The following is a 25,520-nucleotide window of genomic DNA, read 5'->3' on the forward strand; positions in this document are numbered from 1 at the left end:
GGGCGGGCGGAGTGCCCCGGGCTCCGGGGCCTCCCGTTCAGCAGTACGCGTCGGCTAGGGCGGCCTGGGTGTTCGGGCCGTAGACACCGCTGGGGTCGCCCTGGACGTTGGCGTCCCACTGGAAGTTCCTGACGGCCTTGGCGGTCGGGCCGTCGTAGCTGCCGTTCGACCGTACGTGGTAGCCGCAGGTGGCGAGCTGCTGCTGCAGCGCGGCGACGTCCGGGCCGGTCATGCCGGGGCCCAGCGTGCGCGGCCCGCTCGGGGTCGGGGACGCGGACGGCGAGGCCTTCGTCACGGTGGGGGACGGGGACGGCTTGGTCGTCGTCGCCTTCGCGATGACCGGGGGACGGCTGAGGGAGAGGGTCGGCCTGGGGCTGGACTTGCTGGGCGACGGGGAGGGGCTCTCCGAGGGGGCGGCGGTGGTCGGCGGGGCGCTGGGCACCGCGCTGGTGGGCATGGGCTGGAGGGAGCCGACCGGGACGGGGCCCGCCTGGTCGTTGCCGTTCTTGCCCGCGCCGGGCACCAGGGCGAGGGCGATCCCGGCGCCGATCGCGACGATCCCCACCCCCGCCGCCGCCATGCCGGCCTTGCGCTTCACCGGCGTCGCCTGCCGGCCGGCCCGCCGCTCGGCCCGTCCGCCGGGCCCCTTGCCCGGCTCGAAGGCGAAGACCCCCAGCTCGGAGGCGTCGGACCGCGGCCGGTACGGGGGAGTGGGCCGGTGCTGTTGCGGCTGCTGCTGGTGCGGCTGCTGCTGGTGTTGGTAGGACTGCTGCTGGTGCGGCTGGTGTTGGTAAGGCTGCTGCTGGTACGGCTGCTGCGCGGGTATCGACGCGTACTGCTGCGGCGGTACGGGCGGGAGCAGCGTGGTGGCCTGCGCGTCCGGTGCCGGTACCGGTGGGAGGAGTGTGGTGGCCTGCGCGTCCGGTGCCGGTACCGGTGGGAGGAGTGCGGTGGCCTGCTGGTCCGTCGCGGGCACCGGGGGGAGCAGCGCGGTCGGGAACTCGTCCGGGTGCGGCTCCTCGTACTCGGCCGCCGCCGGGACGTACGGGCGGACCAGCTGCGGGCCCTCGGTGTGCGGGAGGATCGCGGTCTCTTCCAGGTCCGGATGCACCGGCTGGTAGCCCGGCCGGCCGTACGGGACCGGGGTGCAGGCGCAGCCTCCGGGGGTCCGGACGGTGCCGCAGCCTGCGCAGTGCTCTCCCGGCATGGGCCGGTCCTCCTCGGTTCTGATGGCGAACCCGCCTGATTATGCAGGAGGCGCCTGGGAGTTGGCAGAGTCGAGTGTCCGTTCCTGGGGTGGTTGTCCGATTCTGTAGTGATCTGTCTTATGTGAACGATTGGCTGCCGACCGACGGCGACGATGTGCGGGCGATGCAATCAGATGTGATGAATTCGGACAATCCTGACATCATGGTGAGGCTGGACGATCATCAGCCCGGACTTCACCGAGGAGCTGGCATGGCGAACCCGGCAGCCGAGTCCGACCGTGCCGGGGCGGCCGGCCCCGTCGCCCCGCAGGTGAATGCCCACAACCTCTGGGTGCCCATCGGGGCGTTGCTGCTGGCGCTGCTGCTCGCGGCGCTCGACCAGACCATCGTCTCCACCGCGCTGCCCACCATCGTCAGCGACCTCGGCGGCCTGGAACACCTCTCCTGGGTGGTCACCGCCTATCTGCTCGCCTCCACCGCGGCCACTCCGCTCTGGGGCAAGCTCGGCGACATGTACGGCCGGAAGCGGCTCTTCCAGGCCTCGATCGTGATCTTCCTGATCGGCTCCGCGCTCTGCGGACTCGCCAGGAACATGGGCGAGTTGATCGGCTTCCGGGCGTTGCAGGGCCTGGGCGGCGGCGGGCTGATCGTGCTCACGCAGGCGATCGTCGGCGACCTCGTCCCACCCCGCGACCGGGGCAGGTACCAGGGTCTGTTCGGTGCGGTCTTCGGGGTCACCAGTGTGCTCGGGCCGCTGCTCGGCGGGGTCTTCGTCGACAACCTGAGCTGGCGCTGGGTCTTCTACATCAACCTGCCGATCGGTGTCGTCGCGCTGGTGGTGATCGCCGCCGTACTCCCCGGCGCGGGGGAGAAGCGCCGGCACGCCATCGACTACCCGGGCACCTTCCTGATCGCCTCGGTCGCCACCTGTCTGGTGCTGATGACCTCGCTCGGCGGCACCACCTGGCCGTGGGGCTCCTGGCAGGTCGCCGGACTGGCGGTGCTCGGCGCGGTCCTGCTGGTCGCGTTCGTCGCCGTCGAGCGGCGGGCGGCCGAACCGGTCATCCCGATGCGGCTGTTCCGCTCCCGGACCTTCAGCCTGGTCGCGGTGATCTCCTTCGTGGTCGGCTTCGCGATGTTCGGCGCGCTCACCTACCTGCCGACCTTCCTCCAGGTCGTCAGGGGGGTCTCGCCCACCCTGTCCGGCATCCACATGCTGCCGATGGTGCTCGGCATGCTGTTCACCTCGATCGGCGCCGGTCAGATCGTCGCCCGCACCGGCCGCTACCGGATCTTCCCGATCGTCGGGACCGCGGTCACCGCCGTCGGCCTGGTGCTGCTCTCCCGCCTCACCGAGCACAGCGGCAACACCGAGACCAGCCTCTACTTCCTGGTCTTCGGCCTCGGGCTCGGCCTGGTCATGCAGGTGCTGGTGCTGATCGTGCAGAACACGGCCGACTACCAGGACCTCGGGGTGGCCACCGGCGCCGCGACCTTCTTCCGCTCCATCGGCGCCTCCTTCGGCGTCTCCATCTTCGGCAGCGTCTTCGCCGGCGGCCTCAACCGCAGACTGCCCGAGGCTCTGGCCGGACTGGCCCTGCCGCCCGGTTTCACTCCCTCGGCCCTCACCGCCGACCCGCGCATCATCGCCACCCTGCCCGCCCCCGTGCGGGCCGCGGTCCACCACGCGTACGCAGAGTCGATCACCAGGGTCTTCCTGTACGCCGTACCGGTGGCGGTCGTCGCCTTCCTGCTCTCGCTGTTCATCCGGGAGCAGAAGCTCCGCACCACGGTCACCGCCCCCGACCTCGGCGAGTGCATCGGCGTCAACCCGGTCGAACGCTCCTCGCTGGACGAGATCTCCCGCGCGCTGTCCGTGCTCGGCTCCCGTAACGCCCGGCGCGACCTCTTCCGCCGGATCACCGAGGAGGCCGGACTCGACCTCAAACCCGCCTCCAGCTGGCTGATCCTCGCCATGCACCAGCAGGGCCAGATCGAACCGGCCGAACTCGCCGAACGCCGGATCGTCCCGATCGACGTGATCGAGGAGGCCGCCAGGGAGGTGGAGAGCCGCGGCCTCGCGGTCCGCAACGGGCGCCCGATGCACCTCACCGAGCACGGTGAGCAGATCGCGCTGCGGCTGGTCGCCGCCCGGCGCACCCAACTCGCCGCGCTGCTCGGCGACTACGACGAGAAGCGGTACGGCGACCTGGCCGAGCTGCTCAACCGTCTCAGCAGACAGCTGTGCACCGACGTCCGCGACCGCCCGGACCGCACCGGTCCCGAGCACATCCAGCGCGGCGAGGGGCGCTCCTTCTGATTCCCCGGCCTGATTCCCTGGCCTGATTCCCCGCCGCCCGGTGGTCAGGACGCGGCGCGCCCTCCGCCCCACCTGCGGAGCAGCAGCCTGCGGCCGGGAACCTCGATGAAGGTGTGCAGGGTCCAGGCCACGGCCAGTGCGGCCGTGAAGGCCGTCTCCGCCAGCAGCAGGCCGTTCGGCCACCACGGCTCCTTCGGGTGCGAGCGGAACAGCTGCTCGCCCGTCCGGACGACCAGGATGTGGACCATGTAGAAGGCGAAGGAGAGCTCGCCCAGCCGCACGCTGAGCCGGCCTCGCCAGGGCGAGGGCTCGCCACGCAGATCCGCCGTCGCGGCGGCCGCGATGAGAGCGGTGAAGCCGACCACCGTGCAGGCGGCGTAGCGGTACGCCCAGTCGGCCTGCGAGCTGAGGAAGTAGCCCGCCATCGTCAGGCCGAGCGAGACCGTCAGGCCGGGGCCGCGCCAGCGGCCCGCCCGGACCAGCTCCGCGAGGGCGATGCCCAGGAGGAACTCCGGGAGCCGGGCGAGCGGGAGGTAGTAGACGGCCCAGTTCCGGTCGGCCGCGGGGGCGAGATGGCCGATCAGGACGGGCATCGCCACCACGACAGCGGTGCAGGCCGCCGCGACGACCGCACCGCCCCGCTGTCCGAGGGCCCGCAGCGGACGGACGACCAGCGGAAAGAGGAAGTAGAAGAACGCCTCGCAGGCGAGCGACCAGCTGACCGAGTTGACGCTCTCGAAGTACGGATACCGCGGCACCCACGACTGGACCAGGAACAGGTTCACCAGCAGCTGCCGGTGCAGCGGCCAGGCACCCGCGCCCAGGAAGTAGGCCAGGAGGAGTGCGATCACCGCCGTCACCGCGTGGAGCGGGTACACCCGGGCGAACCGCCGCCGCCAGAACCCCGCGACACCGCCGCCGGGCGGCGTGGACCAGGCGAGCACGAAGCCGGAGAGGATGAAGAAGAACGACACCCCCGTGTCGCCGGCCCCGAAGGCGAAACCGACCAGATCCCCCACGCGGCCGCCGAAGTACTGGGCGATGTTCACGTGGTAGAGGAACACCATGAGCGCGGCACCCCACCGCAGCCCGGTCAGCGACGGTAACGCCGCCGGCCGGACGGACCGCGTCGCACCGCCGGCCGCACCGCCGACCGCAGCCGGTCGGCCGACCGAGGCGGTCTCTGAACGCTCGGGAACGAGGCTGACTGCGCGATCGGGGGTCACCGACCGGAAGGTAGTATGAGCATATGAACAACAGTGCTGCAGCTACTGTGAATTGACGAGATGTCAGGTTGCTCCGTTCGCCCGTTGAATGCGGTGCGGAGAGGGCTCTTCGGTCGTCAGTGGGGCGCGGATCCGGGCCCGCTGCGCATGTGAGTGGCGCGCGGAGGTGGCCTTGGGAGCGGCCGGGGCGGTAGCCCGGGTCATGGCTCGTACGCTTGGCGAGGGCGGCGCCCGGTCGCCCGAGAGTCGTACGTCGAGAGGTTTCCCATGGCTGTTGCGAAGGTCAATGAGCGTGCCAAGCGACTCGCATAGAGCGCGGACGGTGTGGAGCCCCGCCCAACGCCACGGGGGACCACGCATGGACGGGTGGTACCGGGGTCACTCAGGCTGAACTCGTCTTGTCGTGGGTGCCGACGGACCTTGATCCCCCAGCGATGTCCCAGCTCCCGGGGCAGGCGCCCGCGAGCGCGTCATGACCAGCCACGCGGCGTCGATCTGGAAGTGGCGGCAGGGGAAGCGGCCGAAGCCGGTGGTCTTGCCGCAGTGGATGCGGTCCTCGATGCGTGCGTGCGCACGGTGGCGGGCCTCCAGCAGTTGCAAGGAGCCTTGGCCGTAGGGGGTGTCGGTGAGAAAGACCTGGTGGCGCACGCCCTCATCCATGTCGAACAGCGTGAGCTGGGCTCCGGGGTGTGGGTGCTTGCGGCGGACGGTGATCCGGGTGTCCTCGGCAGGTCCGGCAGGCCGGCGCCGAGCGGTCTCACGGTTGTGACACACGGTGCACAACGGGTCGAAGCCTGCCACGCATCCGGATCGGCCACGCCCTGAGCGACCAACCGCCTCTGCTGTGGCGGGAAATGATCCTTAAACCGTCGCCATGCCCTCCTGCAGGACAGGCACCACGGATTCGCGTAGATGTACGCCTTCCGGATGTACCCCCATCGGGTGCCGTAGTCGCGCTGCCCCGTCGTTCCTTGCTGTTCCTGAGCTCCGCGCCTATGCCGCTCACAGCGGCCACCATTCGTCAGCTCGTGACACCCGGGAGCCGGGTAGGGGCATGCCGTAGGACGGCTTCGCCCTCGCGGCAGCGCTGGCCGCAGTGCTCCGGCGGACACCGGGGCACACTTGCCATCGAAGGGCACTCCTATCTCCCGGCTCGGAACATCAGAGGGCAACTGCGCAACGCGTTTGGAGTATCAATTCAGGCTGCAAGTTAGCAAGCACGAGAAGATGGGGGAGCGAACGATTTTATGATAGGTGTGCCATGGGTGATACAGGGAAGTCAATCTCAAGGCAGCGGGAGTGGCATAGCTTCTGGACGCATCTATCGCCCGATTCCAAGGCCAGCGTGATTACCCAGGGCGTGATTGCGGGATTTGCAATTATGGCATTCGCCCTCTCGACCTACGGGGTTATTGAGGCGTCGGAAGCCGCAGATGAGGCCAATAGAAATCAGATCGAATCCAACCAGCTTGTAAGTGCCGACAAGGTCTCGTGGTACTTTGGTCGAGCCGACCCAAATCAGCAGGCTGGAAGCGGTCAGTACCAGCTGCGAATCGAAAATCATGGCCTCGTTCCAGCCATCAACGTCTTGCTCTGGGATCCAGGGCAAGACTGGAGCTATTACTACCTTTTCACCTTGGCTCCATGTACGCGCTATCTGGTTAATTTCCCATTGGCTATCCCGGGGCGCGACTATAGTAAGAACGTTGGCAACTGGCAGTTTCAGTTCTTGTCTGCTGGAAGGCCATATCGCATGGCGAGTAATCGATCTGTCGTAAAGATGTCAGATGCGGAAGCCGCACTGGCTGCTTCCAGGTGGACAAATAGTCTTAAAAAGGGCCTCGATGTTGCCCATAGGGATAACTGGTATAAGGACTATAAGGATTTGGCTGGATGTGCATAAAATTGCGGCTGCCGCCCCCGTCCCGCCTCGAAGTCCTCTCGGGCTTCCTCCTTGTGGCACTGGTGGCACAGCGCCTGAACGTTGCCGTCCGTGTCCTCGTCTCTGAGCGGCAGCGGGACGAAGTGGTCGATGCACCTGCCGCAGGTTGCCTTGCCCGCCCGGCGCTGAGCCCTCCGCAGCCTTGCCGCAGCCGAGTTCTCCCGGCTATCACGGCCTGTCGAGCACGCCTTGTCCGGACGCTTGGGCTTCCCTCGTACGCCTGGTGGCGCTCCTCGCTGGATGAGCCGCTCGCGCGACGTGATTCAAGGCGCTTGGTGTCCTTGTCGCCCAGCGTGGTCACCTTGGTCGGTACGTCCGACTTGGTGAGCAGACGCGCTATGTCTCCGGCGGACACGCCTCATGGCCTCCAGGCGCCCTGCCTCGTGAGGCGGGAGAGTGAGAAGAGCACCACAGCGTCAACCTGACCGGCGCGGACGGCCGCCATCGTCTCTTCGAACCCGGCCGAGTGATGTTGAGGCCCCAGCCCCACTTGCCGACGTCTTCGAAGTGACCGAAATCGCCTCGGCGCTTCGCGACGACCAGGGCTTCGGTCTTCGTCCGCTGGGCAGCCAGCGAAGCCTGCGAGTCGTCTTCGCGCTTCTTGGGCTGTCATATGTAGGAGACTGCTCGCACATGGTCGAGACTAGACGCCCAGGTAGAGGGCCTAGTGATGAGAGGTGTCATGTGCCTAGCGTGGTAAAGATCAACGTACTGACCGTCCCCGCCGAGCAGCGGGAGACGCTGGAGAAGCGGTTCGCCTCTCGCGCGCACGCGGTGGAGAACTCCGACGGCTTCGAGTGGTTCGAGCTCCTCCGCCCGGTCGAGGGCACCGACAACTACCTCGTGTACACGCGCTGGCGCGACGAGGAGTCCTTCCAGGCCTGGCTCGAGGGCCCGATGAAGGCGGCACACCAGGGCGGCGGAGAGGGCGGCGAGCGGCCCAAGCCCGCCGCCTCCGGCTCGACGCTCTGGTCCTTCGAGGTCGTTCAGCACGCCGGCCCCAAGAGCGCCTAGGACGCGTATCGGGCTGTGATCAATCTGCGGGATTCGTCCTCACGGCTGGGCCTGATCCGGTAGGCCGTGTTGTATGACGCGATTGCAACTGGCCGAAGCGGAACGGGAATTCACCGGGCCGTACCTGCCGATCGGCGAGTACGGCCCGAAAGCCGGGCGGCTGCGGCAGCAGTTCGAGGGTGTGATCTGGCGCTTCAGGACCGGCGGGAGATGCCGAAGGATTTCGGCGCCTGGTCGACCGTCCGTTACGGCTTCCGGAAGTGGAGGGACGCCGGTGTCCTCGAAGTCCCGATGGAGGGCCTGATTGCCGAAGCCGCAGAGCGGGGTGAGGTGGACATGCCCCTCAAGGAACGGAACACCGTCGAGCGCCTCGATGATCTGGGCCGAGGACCTCACCCGGAGCATCCCTTGACCACGGCCAAGTACGCGCCCCGGCGCCCTTCCGAGGCTTGGTGAGTTGCCATCAGGCCCGTTAACCTCAGGCTTCGCAGTCGGGGACAGGGCCGGTGGGTCCAGAGCAGGGGGAGTCATGGATTCGGAGATTGCGACCCTCGCGACCAAGGCGAGCACCACAGTGGTGGCGCTGATGGCCACGGAGGGCTGGCAGCTCGCCCGGGACGGCGTGGTGGCGCTGTGGCGCAGGTTCCGTCCGGAGGACGCCGAGATCGTCGGCGACGAGCTCGAGACCAGCCGGGAGGAGCTGGAGGCCGACTCGGGCGACGGTGACACCGAGGCCCAGCTCCGGATCGAGTGGCAAGGGCGGATCCGGCGCTTCCTGCGCTCCGACCCCGCTGCGGCGGCCGAACTGCGACGCCTTCTCGACGAGTTGCAGCCGGAACTGCGTGAATCGACGTCGATCGGCGAGGTGCACCTGCGGGCCGAGGCGCGCGGGCACGGCCGCGTCTACCAGGCCGGGCGAGACCAGCACATCACCGAACGGTGACAGGGTCGGACCGCGAGGGCGCCCTGCCCGCCCCGTACGGCGGCCGGTCGCTGTCCTCGCACGCTACCGCGTCGGAGCATGGCCGGGTGTACCAGTCGGCCGGCACGCAGCAGATCACCGAGCACCACTACCACTACTCGGTCGAGCTGCAGGGCCAGTTGGCCTGCGCGATCGCCCAACGCCAGTCGGCCGATCAGACGATGGCGGGGACGGAGAAGGTCGTCCTCTTCCTCCTCGACATGGTCGCCTCGCTGGAGGTCCGCTGCGTCAATCTGGAGGAGCGGGAGAGCAAGGCCAGGGCTGCCGGGCGGGCGGAGGCGCTGGCGGAGATCCAGCAGGAGCTCAGGGACTCCGAAGAGCGGCTGGTCCATGCCCAGGACCGCCTCGCCCGGGCTCGCCGGGAGCGCGAGGCCGCCGAGAACCTCCGGGCCGACGCGCTGCGTCGCGCCGAGGAGTACCGGCTGGCCTACGAGGAGTTGAAGCGGCAGCAGGACCCAAGTGACCGCCGGGACCGGCTGACGGACTGGCGGACCGCCGATCTGATGGAACTGTCCGAGTATGACCGGGCACTGGAGGCGGTGGACGCGGAGCTTGCGGCGTATCGGCAGGAGATCAACCGCCTCAGCGAGCAGGCGGGCCGTCGTTTCCCGACGTCCGACCCGGAGGTGGTTCCTGGCGAGGTCGTCGGGCGCACGGCCGAGGACCAGCACCGGATCGAGTTGCGGGGGCGGATCCGGGAGGTCCTGGATTCGTCACCGTACGTCGTGAGATCCGAACTGCCCGCACAGCCGGGTGGCACCGCACCCCCGGCACCGAGAAGCGGCATGGTCGGCTGGTTGATCGCCTGGCTGGTCAGGATTGTCCTGTTGCTGCTGCCACCGCTGACGCTGATGGTTGTCGGAGCCGGCATCAGGACCATGTACTCGAGTGATCCGGGGCCGACGGTCCTGGCGGGCGTGCTGTTCACCGTCTTCGGGGTCGGGGGCTGTGTCGTCCTGGAGGCCGTCCTGCTCTTCGTCAACTACGTGAGCCTGGTCGAGCCGACCGATGCGGCGAAGAACGACAGGCGGCTCAAGGCCTTCCGTCGGTGCCGCCCCTTCTATTTGCTGACCTCGGTCGCCCTGTTCGTCGTTTCCACCGCATGCTCCCCGGCCGTCCTGGGGTGCGTCGGCGTGTGGGGACACGCCCTGGTCCATGCGTTGGGACTCGTGCACTAGGACGCGGCGCCGGGCGTGCCCTCAACGCTTCCATGGCCGTAGCCGCGCATGCCCGCCTGAATTCGATCCTGCGAGGGGCACTGTCGCGCTCAGGCACCCGGACACCTCGCTCAGATCCGGCAGTAGGAAGGCCGATCACGGCGACCGAGCTCCCCGGGGAGAGAGACCGCCGAGGACTCCGGGCGGATCCGCCGACACGTGAGCATCGCTGTGTTCCGGTTTGATGAGGAGGCGATCGTGATACCGATCCTGGCCCGTAGGGTGGGGAACGACTCGCCGATGACGCAGCTGCGACGGCTCCAGGACGGCAGCGTGTTCGACCGCTTCGCCGAGCGCGTCGACGAGTTGTGGCCGCGTGGCCGAAGCGTAGGGGACCTGGAGGTGCGGCATGCCGAGGCGTGACTACGAGGACGACCCGGATGCCCCGAGGGCCAACAGCCTGGTCCCGGCCGCATCCGTGGTCGTGGTGGATGAGGAAGGCCGCGTCCTGCTCCAGCGCCGTACCGACAACGGCCGATGGGCGCTCCCTGGCGGGACGATGGAGATCGGCGAGTCGCTCGCCGACTGCGGTGTCCGGGAAACCTTCGAGGAGGCCGGTATCACCATCGAAGTCACCGGCATTGTGGGCACGTACACCAACCCCGGGCACGTCCTTGCCTACGACGACGGCGAGGTCAGGCAGGAGTTCTCCGTCTGCCTGCTGGGGCGGCCGACCGGAGGCGAACTGCGGGTATCCGACGAATCCCACGAGGTGGCCTGGTTCACGCCGGCCGAGACGGACGATCTACCGATGCTCCCGAGTATCCGCAAGCGTCTCTCGGACTGGCGAGCCGGACGCGGTCCGGTGGTTCGCTGACCGATTCCTCGGAGGTTGCGCGGCTCAAGGCGGCGTGATCCGAGCGATGAAGGCTCCCACCGGCATGGCGGGGCCGTTCTCGATGGACTGCCGGTCGGCGCGGCGACCGCCGCCAGGCCCCACGAGCGCCAGGCCCGGGCGGTGGCAGGCGAGTTGGACGGGCCGTCGGCCGGGTGGCACGGTTTCACGGCCGGAAGTCGGTGGGGGCCGCGAAGGCGGCGCGGCGGCCGGCGCGGCGGAGGGCGCGGAGGACCGGGCCGCCGATGGTGAGGCAGAGGACGGCGGTCAGGGCGGCCCGGGGGAGGTCCCAGCCGAGCGAGGTGGTGAGGCAGTAGGTGAGGAAGCGGGGCAGGTTGGCACTGAGCGGGTCGCCGGGGACGAAGGAGATGCTGCTGCTCAGGCCGCCGATGTAGGGCCAGCCCTGCAGGTTCATCACGGTCCCGTAGGCGACGGCGGCGATGCTGCCGTAGCCGGCGAGCAGGGCGAGTTCCCGGCGCCCGCGCAGGGTGGCCGCCCCCGGCAGCAGGCCGGCGCCGAGGCAGACCCAGCCCATACTGAGCATCTGGAACGGCAGCCAGGGCCCGACCCCGGCGGTGAGCAGGGCGGAGGCGAACATCGAGACCGAGCCGAGGACGAAGCCGAAGCCCGGGCCGAGTACCCGGCCCGCCAGCACCATCAGGAAGAACATCGGTTCCAGCCCGGCCGTTCCGGCCCCGAGCGGCCGCAGCGCGGCGCCCGCCGCCGCCAGGACGCCGAGCAGGGCCACCGCCTTGGCGTCCAGACCGCGCTCGCCGCCGTCGGCCGTGCGGCCCTCGGAGATCTGCGCGATCACCACGGCCAGCAGCAGCGGCATCAGCAGTGCGAACAGCCAGGGCGCGTCGGCGGAATGGCCGACCAGCGCGGAGGACCGGTCGGCGAGCAGCGGCCAGCCGAAGGCGGCCACGCCGATCGCCGAGATCAGCACGAGCAGGGCGATCGACCGCCGTCCCAGCGGGACCGGCCGGGAGAGCGCTACCGGGGTGCTCACGGCATCTCCTCACCAGCGGGGGAGGCGAGCGCCTCGACGACCTGGGGCACCGTCAGCCAGGGAGCGGGGGAGAGGATCTTGGCGACCTGGGGTGCGAACGCGGGTGAGGAGACCACGACCTCGGGGGTCGGGCCGTCCGCGACGATCTCGCCCTCGGCCAGGATGACCGTGCGATGGGCGAGTTCGGCGGCGAGCTCGACGTCGTGGGTGGCGAGGAGTACGGCGTGCGAGTCGGCGGCGAGGCCGCGCAGGATCTCTATCAGCCGCGCCTTGGCGGCGTAGTCGAGGCCCCGAGTCGGCTCGTCCAGCAGGATCACGCCGGGGCGGGCGGTGAGCACCACGGCCAGGGCGAGGCTCAGCCGCTGGCCCTCGGAGAGGTCCCGGGGGTGGGCGTCGTCGTCGATGCCGGGGAGCAGCCGGGCGACCAGGGCGCGGCAGGTGCCCGGCTCGGCGGCGGAGTCCCGGTCGGCGGCGGCGCACTCGGCGGCGACCGTCTCCGCGTACAGCAGGTCGCGGGGGTCCTGCGGGACCAGGCCGACCTGGCGGATCAGCTCCTTGGGCCGGCTCTGGTGCGGGACCAGGCCGCCGACCCGGACCGAGCCCGAGGCGGGACGGTGCAGTCCGACCAGTGAGCCGAGCAGGGTGGACTTCCCGGCGCCGTTGCGTCCCATCAGCGCGGTGATCTCGCCGGGGCGCAGGTCCAGCCCGACCCCGCGCAGTGCGGGAGTCGGCCCGCGCCGGACGGCGAGGCGGTCCACGGTGGCGGCGCTCCTCGCGGGCGCCGGTGCGGTGACGGGCGCGGGCGTGCGGCCGTCCAGGCGGGCGCGCAGCGGCGCGGCCCTGCGCCGGGCGTCGCGGACCGAGAGCGGCAGCGGCGACCAGCCGGCGGCTCGGCCGAGCGCGACCACCGGCGGGTGGACGGGGGAGTGGGCCATCACCTCGGCCGGTTCGCCCAGCACCGGCGCCTCGCCGCGTCCGGGGAGCAGCAGTACCCGGTCCGCGTACTGGACGACCCGCTCCAGGCGGTGCTCGGCCATCAGCACGGTGGTGCCGAGGTCGTGGACCAGCCGCTGGAGTACGGCCAGCACCTCCTCCGCCGCGCCGGGGTCGAGCGCGGAGGTGGGCTCGTCCAGGACCAGCACCCTGGGGTGGGTGGTGAGCACCGAGCCGATCGCGACCCGCTGCTGCTGGCCGCCGGAGAGGGCGGTCAGCGCGCGGCCGCGCAGTTCGGCCAGACCCAGCAGGTCCAGGGTCTCCTCGACCCGGCGGCGCATCACGTCGGGGGCCAGGCCCAGGGACTCCATGCCGTAGGCGAGTTCGTCCTCGACGGTGTCGGTGACGAAGTGGGCGAGCGGGTCCTGGCCCACCGTGCCGACGACGTCGGCGAGTTCACGGGGGCGGTGGGTGCGGGTGTCGCGGCCGGCCACGGTGACCCGGCCGTGCAGCACCCCGCCGGTGAAGTGCGGGACGAGTCCGCTGACGGTGCCCAGCAGGGTGGACTTCCCGGCACCGGACGGGCCGACCAGCAGGCAGAGTTCGCCCTCGGGGATGGTGAGGTCGACGCCGCGCAGGGCCGGTTCGGCCGCATCGTCGTACTGGACCGAGACCTGCTCGAAGGTGATCACGAGGAACTCCGGGGCGGGGTAGGGGCGGTGACCGCGGGCAGCAGGCCGATCAGCGCGGCGAGGGCGGGCAGCAGGGGCAGGCCGGGCGCGGTGAGCGGGATCAGCGAGGGCGTGAGCGCGCCCGGGTCGCGGCTCGCCAGCCACACCATCAGGGCGGCGGCGGCCACCCCCGAGCCCGCGACCGACCACTCGCGCGCCGTCCAGGGATCGGGGCGGTAGCGGGTCCGCACGGCCCGCCTGCTGCCGAGCAGCAGTCCGCCGCCCGCCGAGGCGAGGCCGAGCAGCAGCAGCGGCAGTGCCCAGCCGGCACCGTCCGCGGTGAGCAGCCCGTACGCGGCGACGCAGACCCCGAGCAGTCCGAGCAGGGTGAGCGCGGCGGTGCCCCGGGCGACCCGGGGCGCGACGGCGGCGGTGCGGCCGAAGCCCCGGGTGTCCATCGCGGCGGCCAGGCTGACGGAACGCTCCAACGCGCTCTCCAGCACCGGTAGTCCGACGCCGAGGACGGCGCGGATGCCCCGGTCGGAGCCTCCGCGCAGCCGGCGGGCGGCGCGCAGCCGCTGGACGTCGGCGACCAGGTTGGGGGCGAAGGTCATCGCCACCACCACGGCCACCCCGGCCTCGTAGAGCGCACCGGGCAGGGCGCGCAGCAGCCGGGCCGGGCTGGCGAGCGCGTTCGCGGCCCCGACGCAGACCAGCAGGGTGGCCAGCCGCAGGCTGTCGTACAGCGCGAAGAGCATCCCCTCCGCCGTCACCCGGCCGCCGATCCGCACCCCCTGCGCCCAGTGCGGCAGGGGGAGTTGGGGCAGGTTGGCCAGCACGTGGGTGCCGGGGACCGGCGAGCCGAGGACGACCGCGAAGACCATCCGCATGCCGAGCACCAGCAGCCCGATCCGCAGGAACGTCCCGTACGAGCGCGCCCAGGGCGCGTCACCGCGCCGGGCGGAGACCACGTACCCGGCGACGGCGGCGATCAGCAGGAGCAGCAGCGGGTTGGTGGTCCGGGAGGCCGCCGCGCCCAGCCCGAGCGCCCACAGCCACCAGGCGCCGGGGTGCAGCTGGCGCGGGCCGGTGGCCGGGCGCTGGGCGGGGGACTTGGGCACGGCGGGATGTCCTCGAAGAACGCTGGCGGGATCGGTCAGTTGCGGCGGCGACGGGCCTGCCAGACCGCTCCGCCGGCCAGGGCGGCGACCAGGGCGCCGCCCGCGATCAGGCCGAGGGACGGTCCGCTGCCCGAGTGCCCGGTGCCGGTGGAGCCGGTGGACCCGGTGTCGGAGACGGTGTCACCGCAGCCGGTGTGCGGGTATCCGGCGATGGCGCAGAGCAGGCCGTTGGTGCCGTAGCGCAGCGGGGGCAGGGCGACGGCGAGTACCTCGGCCGAACTGGCGCCGGCCGGGACCGCGGCGCAGGCGGTGCGCGGCGCGGGCGGGGTCTCGCCCGACGGCGCGTCGGCGGCGGTACCGAAGTCCAGCACCACGGCGACCCGCTTCCTGCCGGGCTCGGCCGGGGTGGCGGCGCAGATCGCGCCGAAGTCCCCGGCGGCGGTGGGCCGGGCGGCGTCCTGGCCGCCGTCCGGGCTCACCGCGAAGCGCCAGCCGTCCACGCCGCCGTCCTGCGGCACGTGGACGGTCGGTCCCTGCTGCTGGTACGCCCAGGCGGAGCCGGACCACTTCCAGAACGACCAGTAGCGGTAACCGGCGGCCTGGGCGGGGGCGGCGCCGAGCAGCAGGGTGAGCGGGACGGCCAGTACGGCGGCGAGCAGGGCCGCCGCCGTACGGCGCGGGACGCGGGTCACTTCTTCGGGTCGCCTTCGGGCTGCCCGGCCTCGGGCTCGGCCTTGGGCTCGGCCTTGCCGGCCTCCGAGCCGTCGGCTTCCGGCTTGTCGCTCTCGGGCTCGCCGGTCTCGGCCTTGTCGCTCTCGGCCTTGCCGGCAGCCGGTGACGCGTCGGCCTTGCCGTCCTCGGGCGTTTCGGTGGCCGGCGAGGCGTCGGGCCTGGTCTCGGCACCCTGCTGGTGGGCGCCGCGACGGCGGTTGAGGCTGAGCAGCAGACCGCCGCCGATGCCGATCGCGAGGCCGATGCCGACCAGCCAGATCGGGGAGAAGCCGCTGTTGTCGTCGGCCTCGGTGATGCCGGAGCCGGGGGCCTTGGTGCCGTCGGGGTTGTCCGAGGCGGCGGACACGGCGGCGGTCGGGAGCTTCTTCGGGGCCGGACCGGCGTTGATCAGCAGGTGCACCACATCGGTGCCGCCGAAGTTGTACGGGTCCAGCTTGGCGGCCTGCGCGACCAGGAGCATCGCCGCGGCGGCGGACGGGTCGGTGCCCGACTTGCCCTTGGCGGCCCAGTCGTAGCCGTTCCCGGCCAGCCAGTCCGCGGCGCTGGCGGCCTCCTGCGGGTGCCCGGCCTGGATCAGGCCGAGCACGGCCCAGGCGGTGGCGGTGTAGTCCGGGGCGGGCGCGGCGCCGGGCAGGGCCTGCATCAGGTGCTGGCCGTTGGCGGCGAGCTGGGCGTGCAGGTACGCGGCGGCGGCCTCGGCGGAGCCCTCGCGCGGAGCGGTCTTCTCGGTCGAGCCGGCGGGGCAGTCGAGCGCCTTGGGCGCGCCCGCCGTCCGGTCGGTGGTGGTCACCAGCAGCCCGCCGCCCGCCGCGGCGAGGGCGGCCTGCGCGGTGGCCAGGCCGTTGGCGGCGAGGGCGCCGTCGGGAGCGGGCTGGTAGGCGAAGGCACCGCGCTGCTCGGCCGGGGAGGCGCAGCCCAGCTGGAGGCCGCCCAGACCGTCGTAGGCGGACTTGCCGTCCTTCGCCACGGTGGCGGGGTCGGTGTGGGTGGTGAGCAGGGCGCTGACGGCCAGCCCGGTGGAGTCGGCGTCACCCGGGTTGCCGGGGTTGAAGGACCAGGTGCCGTCCGCGTTCTGGTTGTTCCTGAGCCACTCGACGCCCTTGCCGACGGCCTGCTGGTGCCCGCCGAGCGCGGACAGCGCCTGGATCGCGACGGAGGTGGCGTTGCTGTCCTCGGTCTTGGGGTCGCAGGCGGCGCCTTCGGCCCGGTAGGACGGCCAGCCGCCGTCGGCGCACTGCTGCCCGGCCAGCCAGTTCACGGCCTTGTCGGACGGGACCACCTGCGCGCCGACCAGCGCGGTGAGCGCCAGCGACTGGCGCCAGACGCCGTCGTACGTCGGGTCGCCCTTGCCGTAGAGGTCCGCGGGCGCGGGCTGGGCGGCCGGCACGCTCGCGGGCGCGGTGGCGGTGTCGGCCAGCGCCGGTCCGACGGCGGTACCGGCCAGCAGCAGGCCGGCCAGCGTGGAGGCGCCCAGACGGGCGGCGGTCAGCATGACGGAGGAGTGCCTTTCGGTGAGCGGTGCGGCGGCCCGTGAGGGCGGCAGGTGGACTTCGACGGGGACCACCGGGCCGGGAGCCATCGACTCTATCCGGCCCGTCCGGGTGCCACTGCCCCGCCCGAACTGGAACGTGTATCAGAACCGGGAGGGGCGGCTTTCGGGGTTCGGGCGGGCACGTGCCCGGCGGAGCGGAGGACGGCGCCGCCTACGGCAGCGTGAGCAGCCGCGCGGCGGTGTGCAGATCGGCCCGCACGTCCGCCGGTGAGGCGCGTCCGGACAGCCAGGCCAGCAGCGTGGCGTACCAGGTGTGCCCGATCACCCGCAGGGCCGCCCGCTGGGCGGTGGTGGGCTCCTCCCCGAGCCGGGCGGCGGCCAGCACGATGGCCGAGGTGAGCGAACCGACCTCGTCCACCTCCCGGCTGACCGAGCGGTCGGCGAAGGAGAGCGCCCGGACCATGGCCTCGGCCAGCCGGGGTTCGCGCCCGAGCGCGTGGAACGCCCGGGTGAGTGTCTCGGACACCCGGGCGGCCGGGTCCTCCCCGGCCGGCGGGCGGCGGAGCACCTGCTCGTGCAGGCGCCCGAGCTGTTCCAGCATCACCGCCACCAGCAGGTGCACCTTGGAGGGGAAGTAGCGGTACAGCGTGCCGAGCGCGACGTCCGCGCCCTCGGCGACCTCGCGCATCTGCACCGCCTCGTATCCGCCGCGGGCGGCCAGCGCGGTGGCGGCCCGCAGGATGCGCCGGCGGCGCTCGGCCTGACGGGGAGTGAGCTCCTCTGTCGACAGGGCGGAGGCGGGGAGCGCGGCGGCTGGGGTCAGGGCGGACAAGGCGGGCTCCTTCTCGCTGCGGGCACGCGCACCGGGCCGGGCGCCCGCCCGCGGTCGCGGCCCGCGGCGGGGCGGGGGCACAGCGTGGCGTGAATCACCAGCCCTGGATCCTGAGCGCAAGCTACGGGCCGGTATCTTCGAGGTCTCTCATTGTTCACTCGCTGGGCGGTGAGCTCCACACCGCCATGAAACGTGATCTACTTTACCGCCGAGGCAGTCCGTGCCCGGGTGAGTAGGGATAAGGGGCCCGGATGACCGCGCTGCCACCATCGCTGCGGATCGCCCTGCTCTCCTACCGCGGTGACCCGTTCTGCGGCGGCCAGGGGGTCTACGTCCGGCACCTCTCCCGGGAGCTGGCCCGGCTCGGCCACCACGTGGACGTGATCGGTTCGCAGCCGTACCCCGTACTGGACGAGGTCGAGGGCCCCGGTTCGGTGCGGCTGGTGGAGCTGCCCAGCCTGGACCTGTACCGCGCCGACGACCCGTTCCGCACCCCGAAGCGCGCCGAGTACCGGGACGTGGTGGACGTGCTGGAGGTGGCCACCATGAAGACCGGCGGCTTCCCCGAGCCGCTGACCTTCTCGCTGCGGGCCCGCCGGTACCTGGCCGCGCACAAGGGCCGCTACGACGTGGTGCACGACAACCAGACGCTCGGCTACGGACTGCTCGGCCTCGCCCGGCACGGCTTCCCGCTGGTCACCACCGTCCACCACCCCGTCACCGTGGACCGGCAGCTGGAGCTGGACGCGGCTGACACCAGGCTGCGCCGCCTCTCGCTGCGCCGCTGGTACGGCTTCACCCGGATGCAGGCCCGGGTCACCCGGCGCCTGGACCACATCATCACCGTCTCCAGCAGCTCCAAGAGCGAGATAGCCGAGCACCTGGGCGCCGCGCCCGGGAACATCTCGGTGGTCCCGATCGGCGCGGACACCCGGATCTGGTCGCCGGACGAGTCGGTGCCGGTGGTGCCGGGCCGGATCGTCGCGACCTCCAGCGCTGACGTCCCGCTCAAGGGGCTGATCCACCTGGTCGAGGCGCTGGCCAAGCTGCGGACCGAGCGCGAGGCGCACCTGGTGGTGGTCTGCAAGCGCCGTGAGGACGGACCGGTGGCCGAGGCGGTCCGGCGGTACGGCCTGGAGGAGCACATCGAGTTCCGCAGCGGGCTGAGCGACCAGGAGCTGGTCGACCTCTACCGTTCGGCCGAGGTGGCCTGCGTCCCTTCGCTGTACGAGGGCTTCTCGCTGCCCGCCGCCGAGGCGATGGCCACCGGGACCCCGTTGGTGGCGACCACCGGCGGCGCCATTCCCGAGGTCGCGGGGCCCGACGGCGAGACCTGCCTGGCGGTGCCGCCCGGCGACGCGGGCGCGCTGGCCGCGGCCCTCGGCCGGCTGCTGGACGATCCGCGGCTGCGCGCCGCGCTCGGGGCGGCGGGGCGCGAGCGGGTGCTGGCCAACTTCACCTGGCAGCGGGCCGCCGAGCTGACCGCCGACCGCTACCGGGCGGCCATCGCCACCGGGGCGGGACAGCCTGCCCGCTCCGGCAAGGGGTGGCGCTACGTCGCCTGAGCAGGGCTGACGCGGCGTCAACTACGCAGTAGGGGAACGGATCCCGGGGCCGCTCCCGGGATCGAGTACAGCAGCAATGAATGGGAGCCCGCAGTGCTGACCGTCGATTTCTCCCGCTTCCCGCTCGCCCCCGGCGACCGGGTGCTCGACCTGGGCTGCGGCGGTGGCCGACACGCGTTCGAGTGCTACCGGCGCGGTGCCGATGTCGTCGCCCTGGACCAGAACGGCGACGAGATCGCCGAGGTGCGCAAGTGGTTCGCGGCGATGGAGCAGGCCGGCGAGGCCCCGGCGGGCGCCTCGGCCGTCGCGATGGAGGGCGACGCGCTGGCGCTGCCCTTCGAGGACGACACCTTTGACAAGATCATCATCTCCGAGGTGATGGAGCACATCCCCGACGACAAGGGCGTGCTCGCCGAGATGGTGCGGGTGCTGAAGCCGGGCGGGCTGCTCGCCGTCACCGTGCCGCGCTACCTGCCGGAGAAGATCTGCTGGGCGCTCTCCGACGAGTACCACGAGGTCGAGGGCGGCCACATCCGGATCTACAAGGGCGACGAACTGGTCCGGAAGGTCCGCGACGCCGGCCTCACCCCCTACGGCACCCACCACGCCCACGCGCTGCACTCGCCGTACTGGTGGATCAAGTGCGCGGTCGGCGTGAACAACGACAAGGCGCTGCCGGTGAAGGCCTACCACCAGCTGCTGGTCTGGGACATCGTCGGCACCCCGGTCATCAGCACGCTCACCAAGGCCGCCGAGAAGGCGCTCAACCCGGTGATCGGCAAGAGCTTCGTGGTGTACGCGTCCAAGCCGCACCGGGCAGCCGAGTGACCGCCGCCATCCCGGAGGCCCTGCTGCTGGACGGCGTACTCGACGCCGAGCAGGCCGCCGCGACCGTACGCTCCATCCTGGCCGACCAGCGGCCCGACGGCGCCATCCCGTGGTTCGGCGGCGGCCACCTCGACCCCTGGGACCACACCGAGGCGGCGATGGCACTGGACACCGCGGGCGAGCACGCCGCGGCCGAGGCCGCCTACCGCTGGCTGGCCGAGCGGCAGAACCCGGACGGCTCCTGGTACGCCGCGTACACCGACGGCGAGGTGACCAACGCGTCGAAGGAGACCAACTTCTGCGCCTACATAGCCGTCGGCGTCTGGCACCACCACCTGAGCACCGGGGACGACGTCTTCCTGGAGCGCCTCTGGCCGGTCGTCCGGCGCGCGCTGGACTTCACCGTCGGCCTGCGGCTGCCCGGCGGACCGATCGCCTGGCGGCTGGACGAGGACGGCACCGCCCCCGAGGAGGCGCTGCTCACCGGATCCTCCAGCATCCTGCACGCGCTGCGCTGCGGACTCGCCATCGCCGACCACCTCGAAGAGCCGCAGCCCGACTGGGAGTTGGCGGCCGGCCGGCTGTGCCACGCGATCGCCGCACACCCCGAGCGGTTCCTCGACAAGGACCGCTACTCGATGGACTGGTACTACCCGGTGCTCGGCACCGCGCTGCGCGGCGCCGCCGCCACGGAGCGGATCGAGCGCGACTGGGACCGCTTCGTGGTGCCGGGCCTGGGCGTGCGCTGCGTCAGCGACCGCCCCTGGGTCACCGGCGGCGAGAGCGCCGAACTCGCCCTCGCCCTCTGGGCGGTGGGCCAGTCCGACCGCGCGGTGGAGATCCTGCGCTGGATCCAGCACCTGCGGCACACCGACGGCTCGTACTGGACCGGGTACGTCTTCGAGGACGACGCCATCTGGCCCGAGGAGCGCACCACCTGGACCGCCGGAGCCCTGCTGCTTGCGGTCGCGGCCCTGGGCGGCGACCACGCCACGGTCGCGGTGTTCGGCGGCGAGCAGCTGCCGAGCGGACTGATCGTCGACGACTGCTGCTGAGAGCGCGCGGCCCCATCGGACCGCCGCCGGGCCCCGGCGGCGGTCCGGGCCCGCGCGGCGGCGCGGAGGCGGCGGGCAGGCGGTGGGCAGGCGACGCGGAGGCGTACCGCCGCGGGCCTTTCCCGGCCGGGACGGTCTCTAGCCGGGCGGTTTCAGCGACCGGGGGTCGAAGCCGCCGAACTTGCTCCAGAGCAGCACCAGGACGCCCACCTGCGCCAGGACCCAGGCGATCTGCGCGGAGAGCCCCCGCAACTGGTAGACCGAGAGCAGCAGCCCGAACCGGGTGGACCACAGGCGCCGCTCCGCGCGGAAGGTGGCCGTGTCCAGGAAGAAACTGGTGACGGTCAGCACCGGAAGCATCAGGCCCATGGCGAAGGCCGAGTTGTCGCGGGGCTGGTCGGCGAAGTGGTTGCCCACGATGTCCAGGACGATCAGCACGGCGTAGGCGGACCACAGGCTCAGGACGCGTACCGGGCCGCGGCGGCCGGGGAGCAGCCGCCACAGTGCTCCCAGCATCAGACCCGCGCCCGCCCAGACCAGCTCCCAGGACGCGAACTTCCACAGCATGTCGGCGACCCCGAACGGGTCCTCGCCCATGGCCAGTTGCACCGGCTTCGGCGAGTAGTCCTTCCAGACCAGGAAGACGCTGCCGGGGAAGCCGAAGGCGGCCGCCAGCGCGCCGGACAGCAGGGCGTTGCGCCACCACCTGGCATGCGGACCCCAGCTCAGGGCGACGTCCAGGACCGTGATCTGGCCGGGCAGACACCGCTCCACCGGACCCCCGGCACAGGGCACGTCCTGCCAGCAGTGCAGTCGCCTCAGCTCCTCCTCCACGTCGGGGCGGCCGCGGCCGCCGTTGTCCTGCCCCTGCTCCAGGCGGCGCAGCTCACCGACCAGCTCCCGGTAGCAGCGGGCACGGTCGATGAGGTCCTGGTGGCCCGCCTCGTCGGTGACCGCCTCACTCAGCGCGCAGGCGTCGCCTCCCTCGAACCGCTGGCTCAGCACCGCCCATCGCCGGCCCACCGCCAGCAGGATCAGCAGCGCGGCGACGTCCAGCACCAGCCAGAGACCGTTGAGCAGCTGGCTTCCCGCGTACGAGCCCTCGCGCCAGGCCACCACGAGCGCGAAGAACAGGGCGAGCAGGAGGCAGTCGAGGTAGCCGGGGTTCGCGACGGGCACCGGGCGCCCCAGGTCCCTGGCCCGTAGCAGCACCAGGATGCCGAAACCGGTCAGCACCCAGATGTGGGAGTAGAGCCAGGTGGGGACGGTGGCGGCGAAGTCCACCGCCCGCTGGCTCAGCACCAGCTGGTGCAGTGAGTGGTACGCCGGTGAGGTGCTGTCGATCAGCCAGCTGATCCGCTGCCAGTACTGGTCGCCGGCCCACAGCGCCCACCCCGTCATCAGGACGGTGACCGAGGCCAGTGCCAGGCCGGTCCAGAGCAGGCGCCGGGGGTTCGCCGCCGGTCTCAGCAGTCCGCCCTCGCACGCGAACCGCCAGGCCCAGCAGACCAGTCCGGTCAGCCCCAGGAACAGGCTCGCCGAGGTCAGCGTCGCCAGCGCGGCGAAGGCGACGGCGGGCAGGCTCTCATGGGGAGGGTGTGGAGCGTGAAGCCCGAACAGTGACGGCCGCACGGCCACCAGTGTCCCCGCGATCGCGACCAGCGTGGCGGTCAGCCGTACGGACCTGCCCGGGCGGGCGAGGACCGTCAGGCCCCAGCCGATCAGCACCCCGCTCAGGATCACCCAGTGCTGCTGCTGGCTCCACAGCGCCAGTGGTCTGCCCGCCGGGGCGAGGACCAGGTTGAACAACAGCGAGATCGTCACCCCGACGGCGGCATTGACCAGGGCCCAGACCAGAAGCGCCCCGCCGATGCGCCGCTCCGCACCGGGGGCTTCGGTGCCGGCCGGATCGAGGCGGGCCCGGTGGGCGGCGAACGCGAGCACGAGCAAGGGGCCCACCAGCAGGATGCTCTGCCCGGCCAGGTTGACGGTGTGCCACGGATCGATGCCGGTGTTCGCCGCCCAGGCACGCTGCCAGGACGGAACCGTCTCCACCGTCACCGAGAGGTCCGGCGCCCGGGGCGCACCGGGCTCGTGCCAGACCAGGCTTCTGCCGTCGTCGCTCGAAGGCAGCGGAGAGACGTCGGAGGCCGCCAGCCCGCCGAGGTCCACCAGGACGCTGCCCCAGTCGGCGCCCTTCAGCGCGGGCGGCGGGACGAGGGACAGGTGCCACCGTCCGGGAGCCACGACGGCCTTCCAGGGACCCACCATGATCGTGCCCTGGTGGTTGAGCCAGGAGAAGGCGTCGTACTCCACCCTGACCGAGGACGTTCCCTCGGTCACCCGCGGGCTGTCGACGCGCCACTCGTCCCTGCGGAGGTGGCCGTACCCGGCTTCCGGCTCCTCCTCCCGCAGCACGCACCGCATCGCGTGCTGATGCCGGCTGGAACTCTCCGCCAGCAGCAGGTCCTTGGCGTACGGCCAGGTGACGGGTACCTGGACGGTCAGCTGTGTACTGGCCCTGATGAAACTCTGCCCGTGCTGCCGGAGTGTGAGTGAGGCGTCCGTCCGGGCCCCGGTCAGCTGCTCCACACGGCAGTCCGAGGGAGCGGCCGACGCGGGCCGGGCCGCCCACCACGACAGGCCCAGCAGTAACAGCGGCAGTGCGCCGCACCAGCTCCACCAGCGTCGCGGAAGCAGCCCGAAGGGCGTGTTCAACGCACGTCGTTCCCACGGCCCGGGCACCCGCTGGCCGGACTGCACTGCAGGATCACCTGGAAGGCGTGGCCCTTGCCGCCGCCTCGGGCGGTCTTCACGAACCGCCACTGGGAGGGCTTGGTGTGGGCCGTCGCACCGGCCTTCTCCACCTGGACGCGGAGGGTCCGCGCGGCGGGGTCGTGGGTCTCGACCAGGATCTCGTCGGCGCCCACGGGGAAGTGGTCGTGCAACAGGACCAGGCCGAAGCGGTCGAGATTCCCGTGCTTCTCCAGCACCGCGACGAGATCGTCCACGAACTCGCCGTCCTGTGGTCCCAGGCCCTCGGCCTCTTCGAATCGAGGAAGCACTCGCCCGGAGGTGGTCGTCCGCTGTCCCATGACCCGCTCCTCAGCGTCATCGGAATGTCACCCGAGTGGCACTTCGGAGCGTAAGTGGGGCGGTATACGCCCGCAATCCGGAGCAGACGGCCGGAGCGGCGGTGACCGGACGGCCCCCGTCGTGGAGGACGGATCAGGCCCGGTGGACGCGAAGGCCCGCGGCCGCCGAATCCTCATCTCGGCGGCCGCGGGCCTTGAACGGGGTGCTCGAGGGGGTCAGCCGCGCTGGATGCCCGAGACGTCGGTCAGCAGACCGGGGCTGCCGTCCGGCAGCTGGGCGACCAGGGCGCTGCCGCGCTGCTCGATCGCCAGGTACCAGGTGCCCGGGACGAGCTCGCCGACCGGCGCGCCCGCCGGGTTGTCCTTCGGGGTGACCTTGCGGGTGACCGGGACGGCGAACCAGAACGGTGCGAAGTCGGCGGCCGGGGCGGGCGCCGGGGTGGCGGCCACGGGAGCCGGCGCCGGGGCGGCGGCCTGCTCGGCCCGCGGCTGGGCGGCGGCCGGAGCCGGGAAGCCGTAGCCGCCCTGCGGCTGCCCGCCGTACGGAGAGCCGTTCTGCTGGGCGGCGCCGTGCTCGGCGGCCGACGCCGGCGCGGGGTACCCGTACGGGCCCGGCTGACCGGCCTGGTCGGACGGGCCGAACGGCTCGTGCTGACCACCGGGCTGGCCGGGCTGGCCGTACGCCTCGTGCTGACCCGGCTGGCCCGGCTGACCGAACGGCTCGTGCTGACCGGGCTGGCCCGGCTGACCGGCGCCGGCCGGCTGGTACGCGGAGAAGCCCTGGGGCGTGGCGGGCTTCTCGGGCATCAGCGGACCCTGCAGCGCGGGCACCAGCGGACCGCCCGCGGCCGCACCGGCGAGGACCAGAAGCGAGAGCAGGGCCAGCCAGGCGCCGAAGCCGCTGCCGCTGCTGGTGCTGACGGTGTAGCCGTTGGGCCCGGCCACCGAGGTGTCGGCCGGGCCGCCGGCCAGCGACCACAGGCCGGACCACAGCGCGGCGACGGCGAGCGCGGTTCCCCACTGGTCGAGCCGCAGGCCGAGCACCTGGCGGGTGGCGGCGGCCTGGCCCTGGAAGCGCTGGAGCAGGATCAGGGCGGCGGCGATGACACCGAGCAGGAAGACCGACGGAAGCACCGGGAAGATCGCGGTCGACCAGCCGCTCACCGAGGCCGAGTGGCACTGCTGACCGCCCTTCGGGCCCGAGCAGCCGGTGGAGGTCCGGTATGGCAGGAAGGAGGCGATGAGCAGGAGGAGAGCCGCACCTGCGACGGCAGCGTCTCCTCTGGTGAGAGCACGCAGATTCACTAACGTTCTCCTCGTCGGCGTGTCGTGGACGGCGGTCGGATGGTCGGATGACCGGCCGGGCGGGATGCCCGAACCGGGCAAAAGCCTAGGGGCAAGCCGTTCACAACGGCACGCCACCCTCCGGAACCGCCCCGAATC

General features: G+C 71.9%; 22 protein-coding genes and 1 pseudogene. 11 read left to right on the forward strand and 12 right to left on the reverse strand.

Annotated elements, in window-relative coordinates; translation table 11 throughout:
• Positions 1 to 37: 37 nt before the first annotated feature.
• Positions 38 to 1,207, reverse strand: coding sequence for a peptidoglycan-binding domain-containing protein (locus tag ACSMTC_RS26835; protein ID WP_436562270.1), 1,170 nt, complete (start codon positions 1,205 to 1,207; stop codon positions 38 to 40).
• A 251-nt stretch (positions 1,208 to 1,458) separates the two neighbouring features.
• On the opposite strand from ACSMTC_RS26835, the gene ACSMTC_RS26840 reads away from it, so the two are divergent.
• Positions 1,459 to 3,528 (forward strand): MDR family MFS transporter, encoded by a 2,070-nt coding sequence (locus tag ACSMTC_RS26840; RefSeq protein ID WP_436562271.1) that lies wholly within the window; start codon positions 1,459 to 1,461, stop codon positions 3,526 to 3,528.
• A gap of 44 nt (positions 3,529 to 3,572) precedes the next feature.
• Here the strand turns inward: ACSMTC_RS26840 and ACSMTC_RS26845 are convergent, their stop codons facing one another.
• Positions 3,573 to 4,754 (reverse strand): acyltransferase family protein, encoded by a 1,182-nt coding sequence (locus ACSMTC_RS26845; protein WP_436562272.1) that lies wholly within the window; start codon positions 4,752 to 4,754, stop codon positions 3,573 to 3,575.
• A 477-nt stretch (positions 4,755 to 5,231) separates the two neighbouring features.
• A pseudogene (locus ACSMTC_RS26850) lies at positions 5,232 to 5,492 on the reverse strand (IS1380 family transposase); the annotation flags it as partial.
• Between the two features lie 523 nt (positions 5,493 to 6,015).
• Here ACSMTC_RS26850 and ACSMTC_RS26855 point away from each other — a divergent pair.
• From ACSMTC_RS26855 to ACSMTC_RS26885, 7 genes are all read left to right on the forward strand, one after another.
• The gene (locus tag ACSMTC_RS26855) at positions 6,016 to 6,657 is read left to right on the forward strand and encodes a hypothetical protein (RefSeq protein WP_436562273.1); all 642 of its coding nucleotides are present in this window, start codon (positions 6,016 to 6,018) and stop codon (positions 6,655 to 6,657) included.
• Positions 6,658 to 7,380: 723 nt separating this feature from the next.
• Complete coding sequence (locus ACSMTC_RS26860) at positions 7,381 to 7,710, forward strand: antibiotic biosynthesis monooxygenase family protein (protein ID WP_436562274.1); 330 nt, start codon at positions 7,381 to 7,383, stop codon at positions 7,708 to 7,710.
• A 210-nt stretch (positions 7,711 to 7,920) separates the two neighbouring features.
• Positions 7,921 to 8,166 carry a hypothetical protein gene (locus tag ACSMTC_RS26865; protein WP_436562275.1) on the forward strand — a complete coding sequence of 82 codons (246 nt, stop codon included), beginning with the start codon at positions 7,921 to 7,923 and terminating at the stop codon, positions 8,164 to 8,166.
• A gap of 73 nt (positions 8,167 to 8,239) precedes the next feature.
• Entirely contained in the window at positions 8,240 to 8,653 is a 414-nt protein-coding gene (locus ACSMTC_RS26870) for a hypothetical protein (protein ID WP_436562276.1), read from the forward strand.
• Positions 8,650 to 9,870 carry a hypothetical protein gene (locus ACSMTC_RS26875; protein ID WP_436562277.1) on the forward strand — a complete coding sequence of 407 codons (1,221 nt, stop codon included), beginning with the start codon at positions 8,650 to 8,652 and terminating at the stop codon, positions 9,868 to 9,870. Before ACSMTC_RS26870 ends, ACSMTC_RS26875 begins: the two co-directional genes overlap by 4 nt.
• A gap of 237 nt (positions 9,871 to 10,107) precedes the next feature.
• The gene (locus ACSMTC_RS26880; protein ID WP_436562278.1) at positions 10,108 to 10,272 is read left to right on the forward strand and encodes a hypothetical protein; all 165 of its coding nucleotides are present in this window, start codon (positions 10,108 to 10,110) and stop codon (positions 10,270 to 10,272) included.
• Positions 10,259 to 10,726, forward strand: coding sequence for an NUDIX hydrolase (locus ACSMTC_RS26885; RefSeq protein WP_436562279.1), 468 nt, complete (start codon positions 10,259 to 10,261; stop codon positions 10,724 to 10,726). Before ACSMTC_RS26880 ends, ACSMTC_RS26885 begins: the two co-directional genes overlap by 14 nt.
• A gap of 184 nt (positions 10,727 to 10,910) precedes the next feature.
• Here the strand turns inward: ACSMTC_RS26885 and ACSMTC_RS26890 are convergent, their stop codons facing one another.
• From ACSMTC_RS26890 to ACSMTC_RS26915, 6 genes are all read right to left on the reverse strand, one after another.
• Positions 10,911 to 11,753, reverse strand: a complete 843-nt coding sequence (locus tag ACSMTC_RS26890; RefSeq protein ID WP_436562280.1) for an ECF transporter S component — start codon at positions 11,751 to 11,753, stop codon at positions 10,911 to 10,913.
• On the reverse strand, positions 11,750 to 13,378 hold the full coding sequence (locus ACSMTC_RS26895) for an ABC transporter ATP-binding protein (protein WP_436562281.1): 1,629 nt from the start codon (positions 13,376 to 13,378) through the stop codon (positions 11,750 to 11,752). The genes ACSMTC_RS26890 and ACSMTC_RS26895 overlap by 4 nt, the downstream gene beginning before the upstream one ends.
• Positions 13,375 to 14,478 (reverse strand): energy-coupling factor transporter transmembrane component T, encoded by a 1,104-nt coding sequence (locus tag ACSMTC_RS26900; protein WP_436562282.1) that lies wholly within the window; start codon positions 14,476 to 14,478, stop codon positions 13,375 to 13,377. Before ACSMTC_RS26900 ends, ACSMTC_RS26895 begins: the two co-directional genes overlap by 4 nt.
• Positions 14,479 to 14,513: 35 nt before the next feature.
• Entirely contained in the window at positions 14,514 to 15,170 is a 657-nt protein-coding gene (locus ACSMTC_RS26905) for an SCO2322 family protein (RefSeq protein WP_436562283.1), read from the reverse strand.
• Positions 15,167 to 16,789 carry a prenyltransferase/squalene oxidase repeat-containing protein gene (locus ACSMTC_RS26910; RefSeq protein WP_436562284.1) on the reverse strand — a complete coding sequence of 541 codons (1,623 nt, stop codon included), beginning with the start codon at positions 16,787 to 16,789 and terminating at the stop codon, positions 15,167 to 15,169. The genes ACSMTC_RS26905 and ACSMTC_RS26910 overlap by 4 nt, the downstream gene beginning before the upstream one ends.
• A 124-nt stretch (positions 16,790 to 16,913) precedes the next feature.
• On the reverse strand, positions 16,914 to 17,534 hold the full coding sequence (locus ACSMTC_RS26915; RefSeq protein WP_436562285.1) for a TetR family transcriptional regulator: 621 nt from the start codon (positions 17,532 to 17,534) through the stop codon (positions 16,914 to 16,916).
• 251 nt (positions 17,535 to 17,785) lie between these two features.
• Between ACSMTC_RS26915 and ACSMTC_RS26920 the strand changes: the two genes are divergently transcribed.
• From ACSMTC_RS26920 to ACSMTC_RS26930, 3 genes are all read left to right on the forward strand, one after another.
• A complete protein-coding gene (locus ACSMTC_RS26920) occupies positions 17,786 to 19,099 on the forward strand; it encodes a glycosyltransferase family 4 protein (RefSeq protein WP_436562286.1) in 1,314 nt (437 codons plus the stop codon).
• Positions 19,100 to 19,192: 93 nt separating this feature from the next.
• On the forward strand, positions 19,193 to 19,927 hold the full coding sequence (locus ACSMTC_RS26925; RefSeq protein WP_436562287.1) for a class I SAM-dependent methyltransferase: 735 nt from the start codon (positions 19,193 to 19,195) through the stop codon (positions 19,925 to 19,927).
• Positions 19,924 to 20,982, forward strand: coding sequence for a prenyltransferase (locus ACSMTC_RS26930; protein WP_436562288.1), 1,059 nt, complete (start codon positions 19,924 to 19,926; stop codon positions 20,980 to 20,982). The genes ACSMTC_RS26925 and ACSMTC_RS26930 overlap by 4 nt, the downstream gene beginning before the upstream one ends.
• Before the next feature lie 138 nt (positions 20,983 to 21,120).
• Here the strand turns inward: ACSMTC_RS26930 and ACSMTC_RS26935 are convergent, their stop codons facing one another.
• The 3 genes from ACSMTC_RS26935 to ACSMTC_RS26945 form a co-directional block, all read right to left on the reverse strand.
• On the reverse strand, positions 21,121 to 23,700 hold the full coding sequence (locus ACSMTC_RS26935) for a DUF6185 family protein (protein ID WP_436562289.1): 2,580 nt from the start codon (positions 23,698 to 23,700) through the stop codon (positions 21,121 to 21,123).
• Positions 23,697 to 24,077: a hypothetical protein gene (locus ACSMTC_RS26940; RefSeq protein ID WP_436562290.1), complete on the reverse strand. Its 381-nt coding sequence runs from the start codon at positions 24,075 to 24,077 to the stop codon at positions 23,697 to 23,699. Before ACSMTC_RS26940 ends, ACSMTC_RS26935 begins: the two co-directional genes overlap by 4 nt.
• A gap of 216 nt (positions 24,078 to 24,293) precedes the next feature.
• Positions 24,294 to 25,382: a hypothetical protein gene (locus ACSMTC_RS26945; protein ID WP_436562291.1), complete on the reverse strand. Its 1,089-nt coding sequence runs from the start codon at positions 25,380 to 25,382 to the stop codon at positions 24,294 to 24,296.
• Positions 25,383 to 25,520 lie beyond the last annotated feature (138 nt).

The sequence above is a fragment of the Kitasatospora sp. HPM-01-4 genome (assembly GCF_051374625.1).
Classification (GTDB): domain Bacteria; phylum Actinomycetota; class Actinomycetes; order Streptomycetales; family Streptomycetaceae; genus Kitasatospora.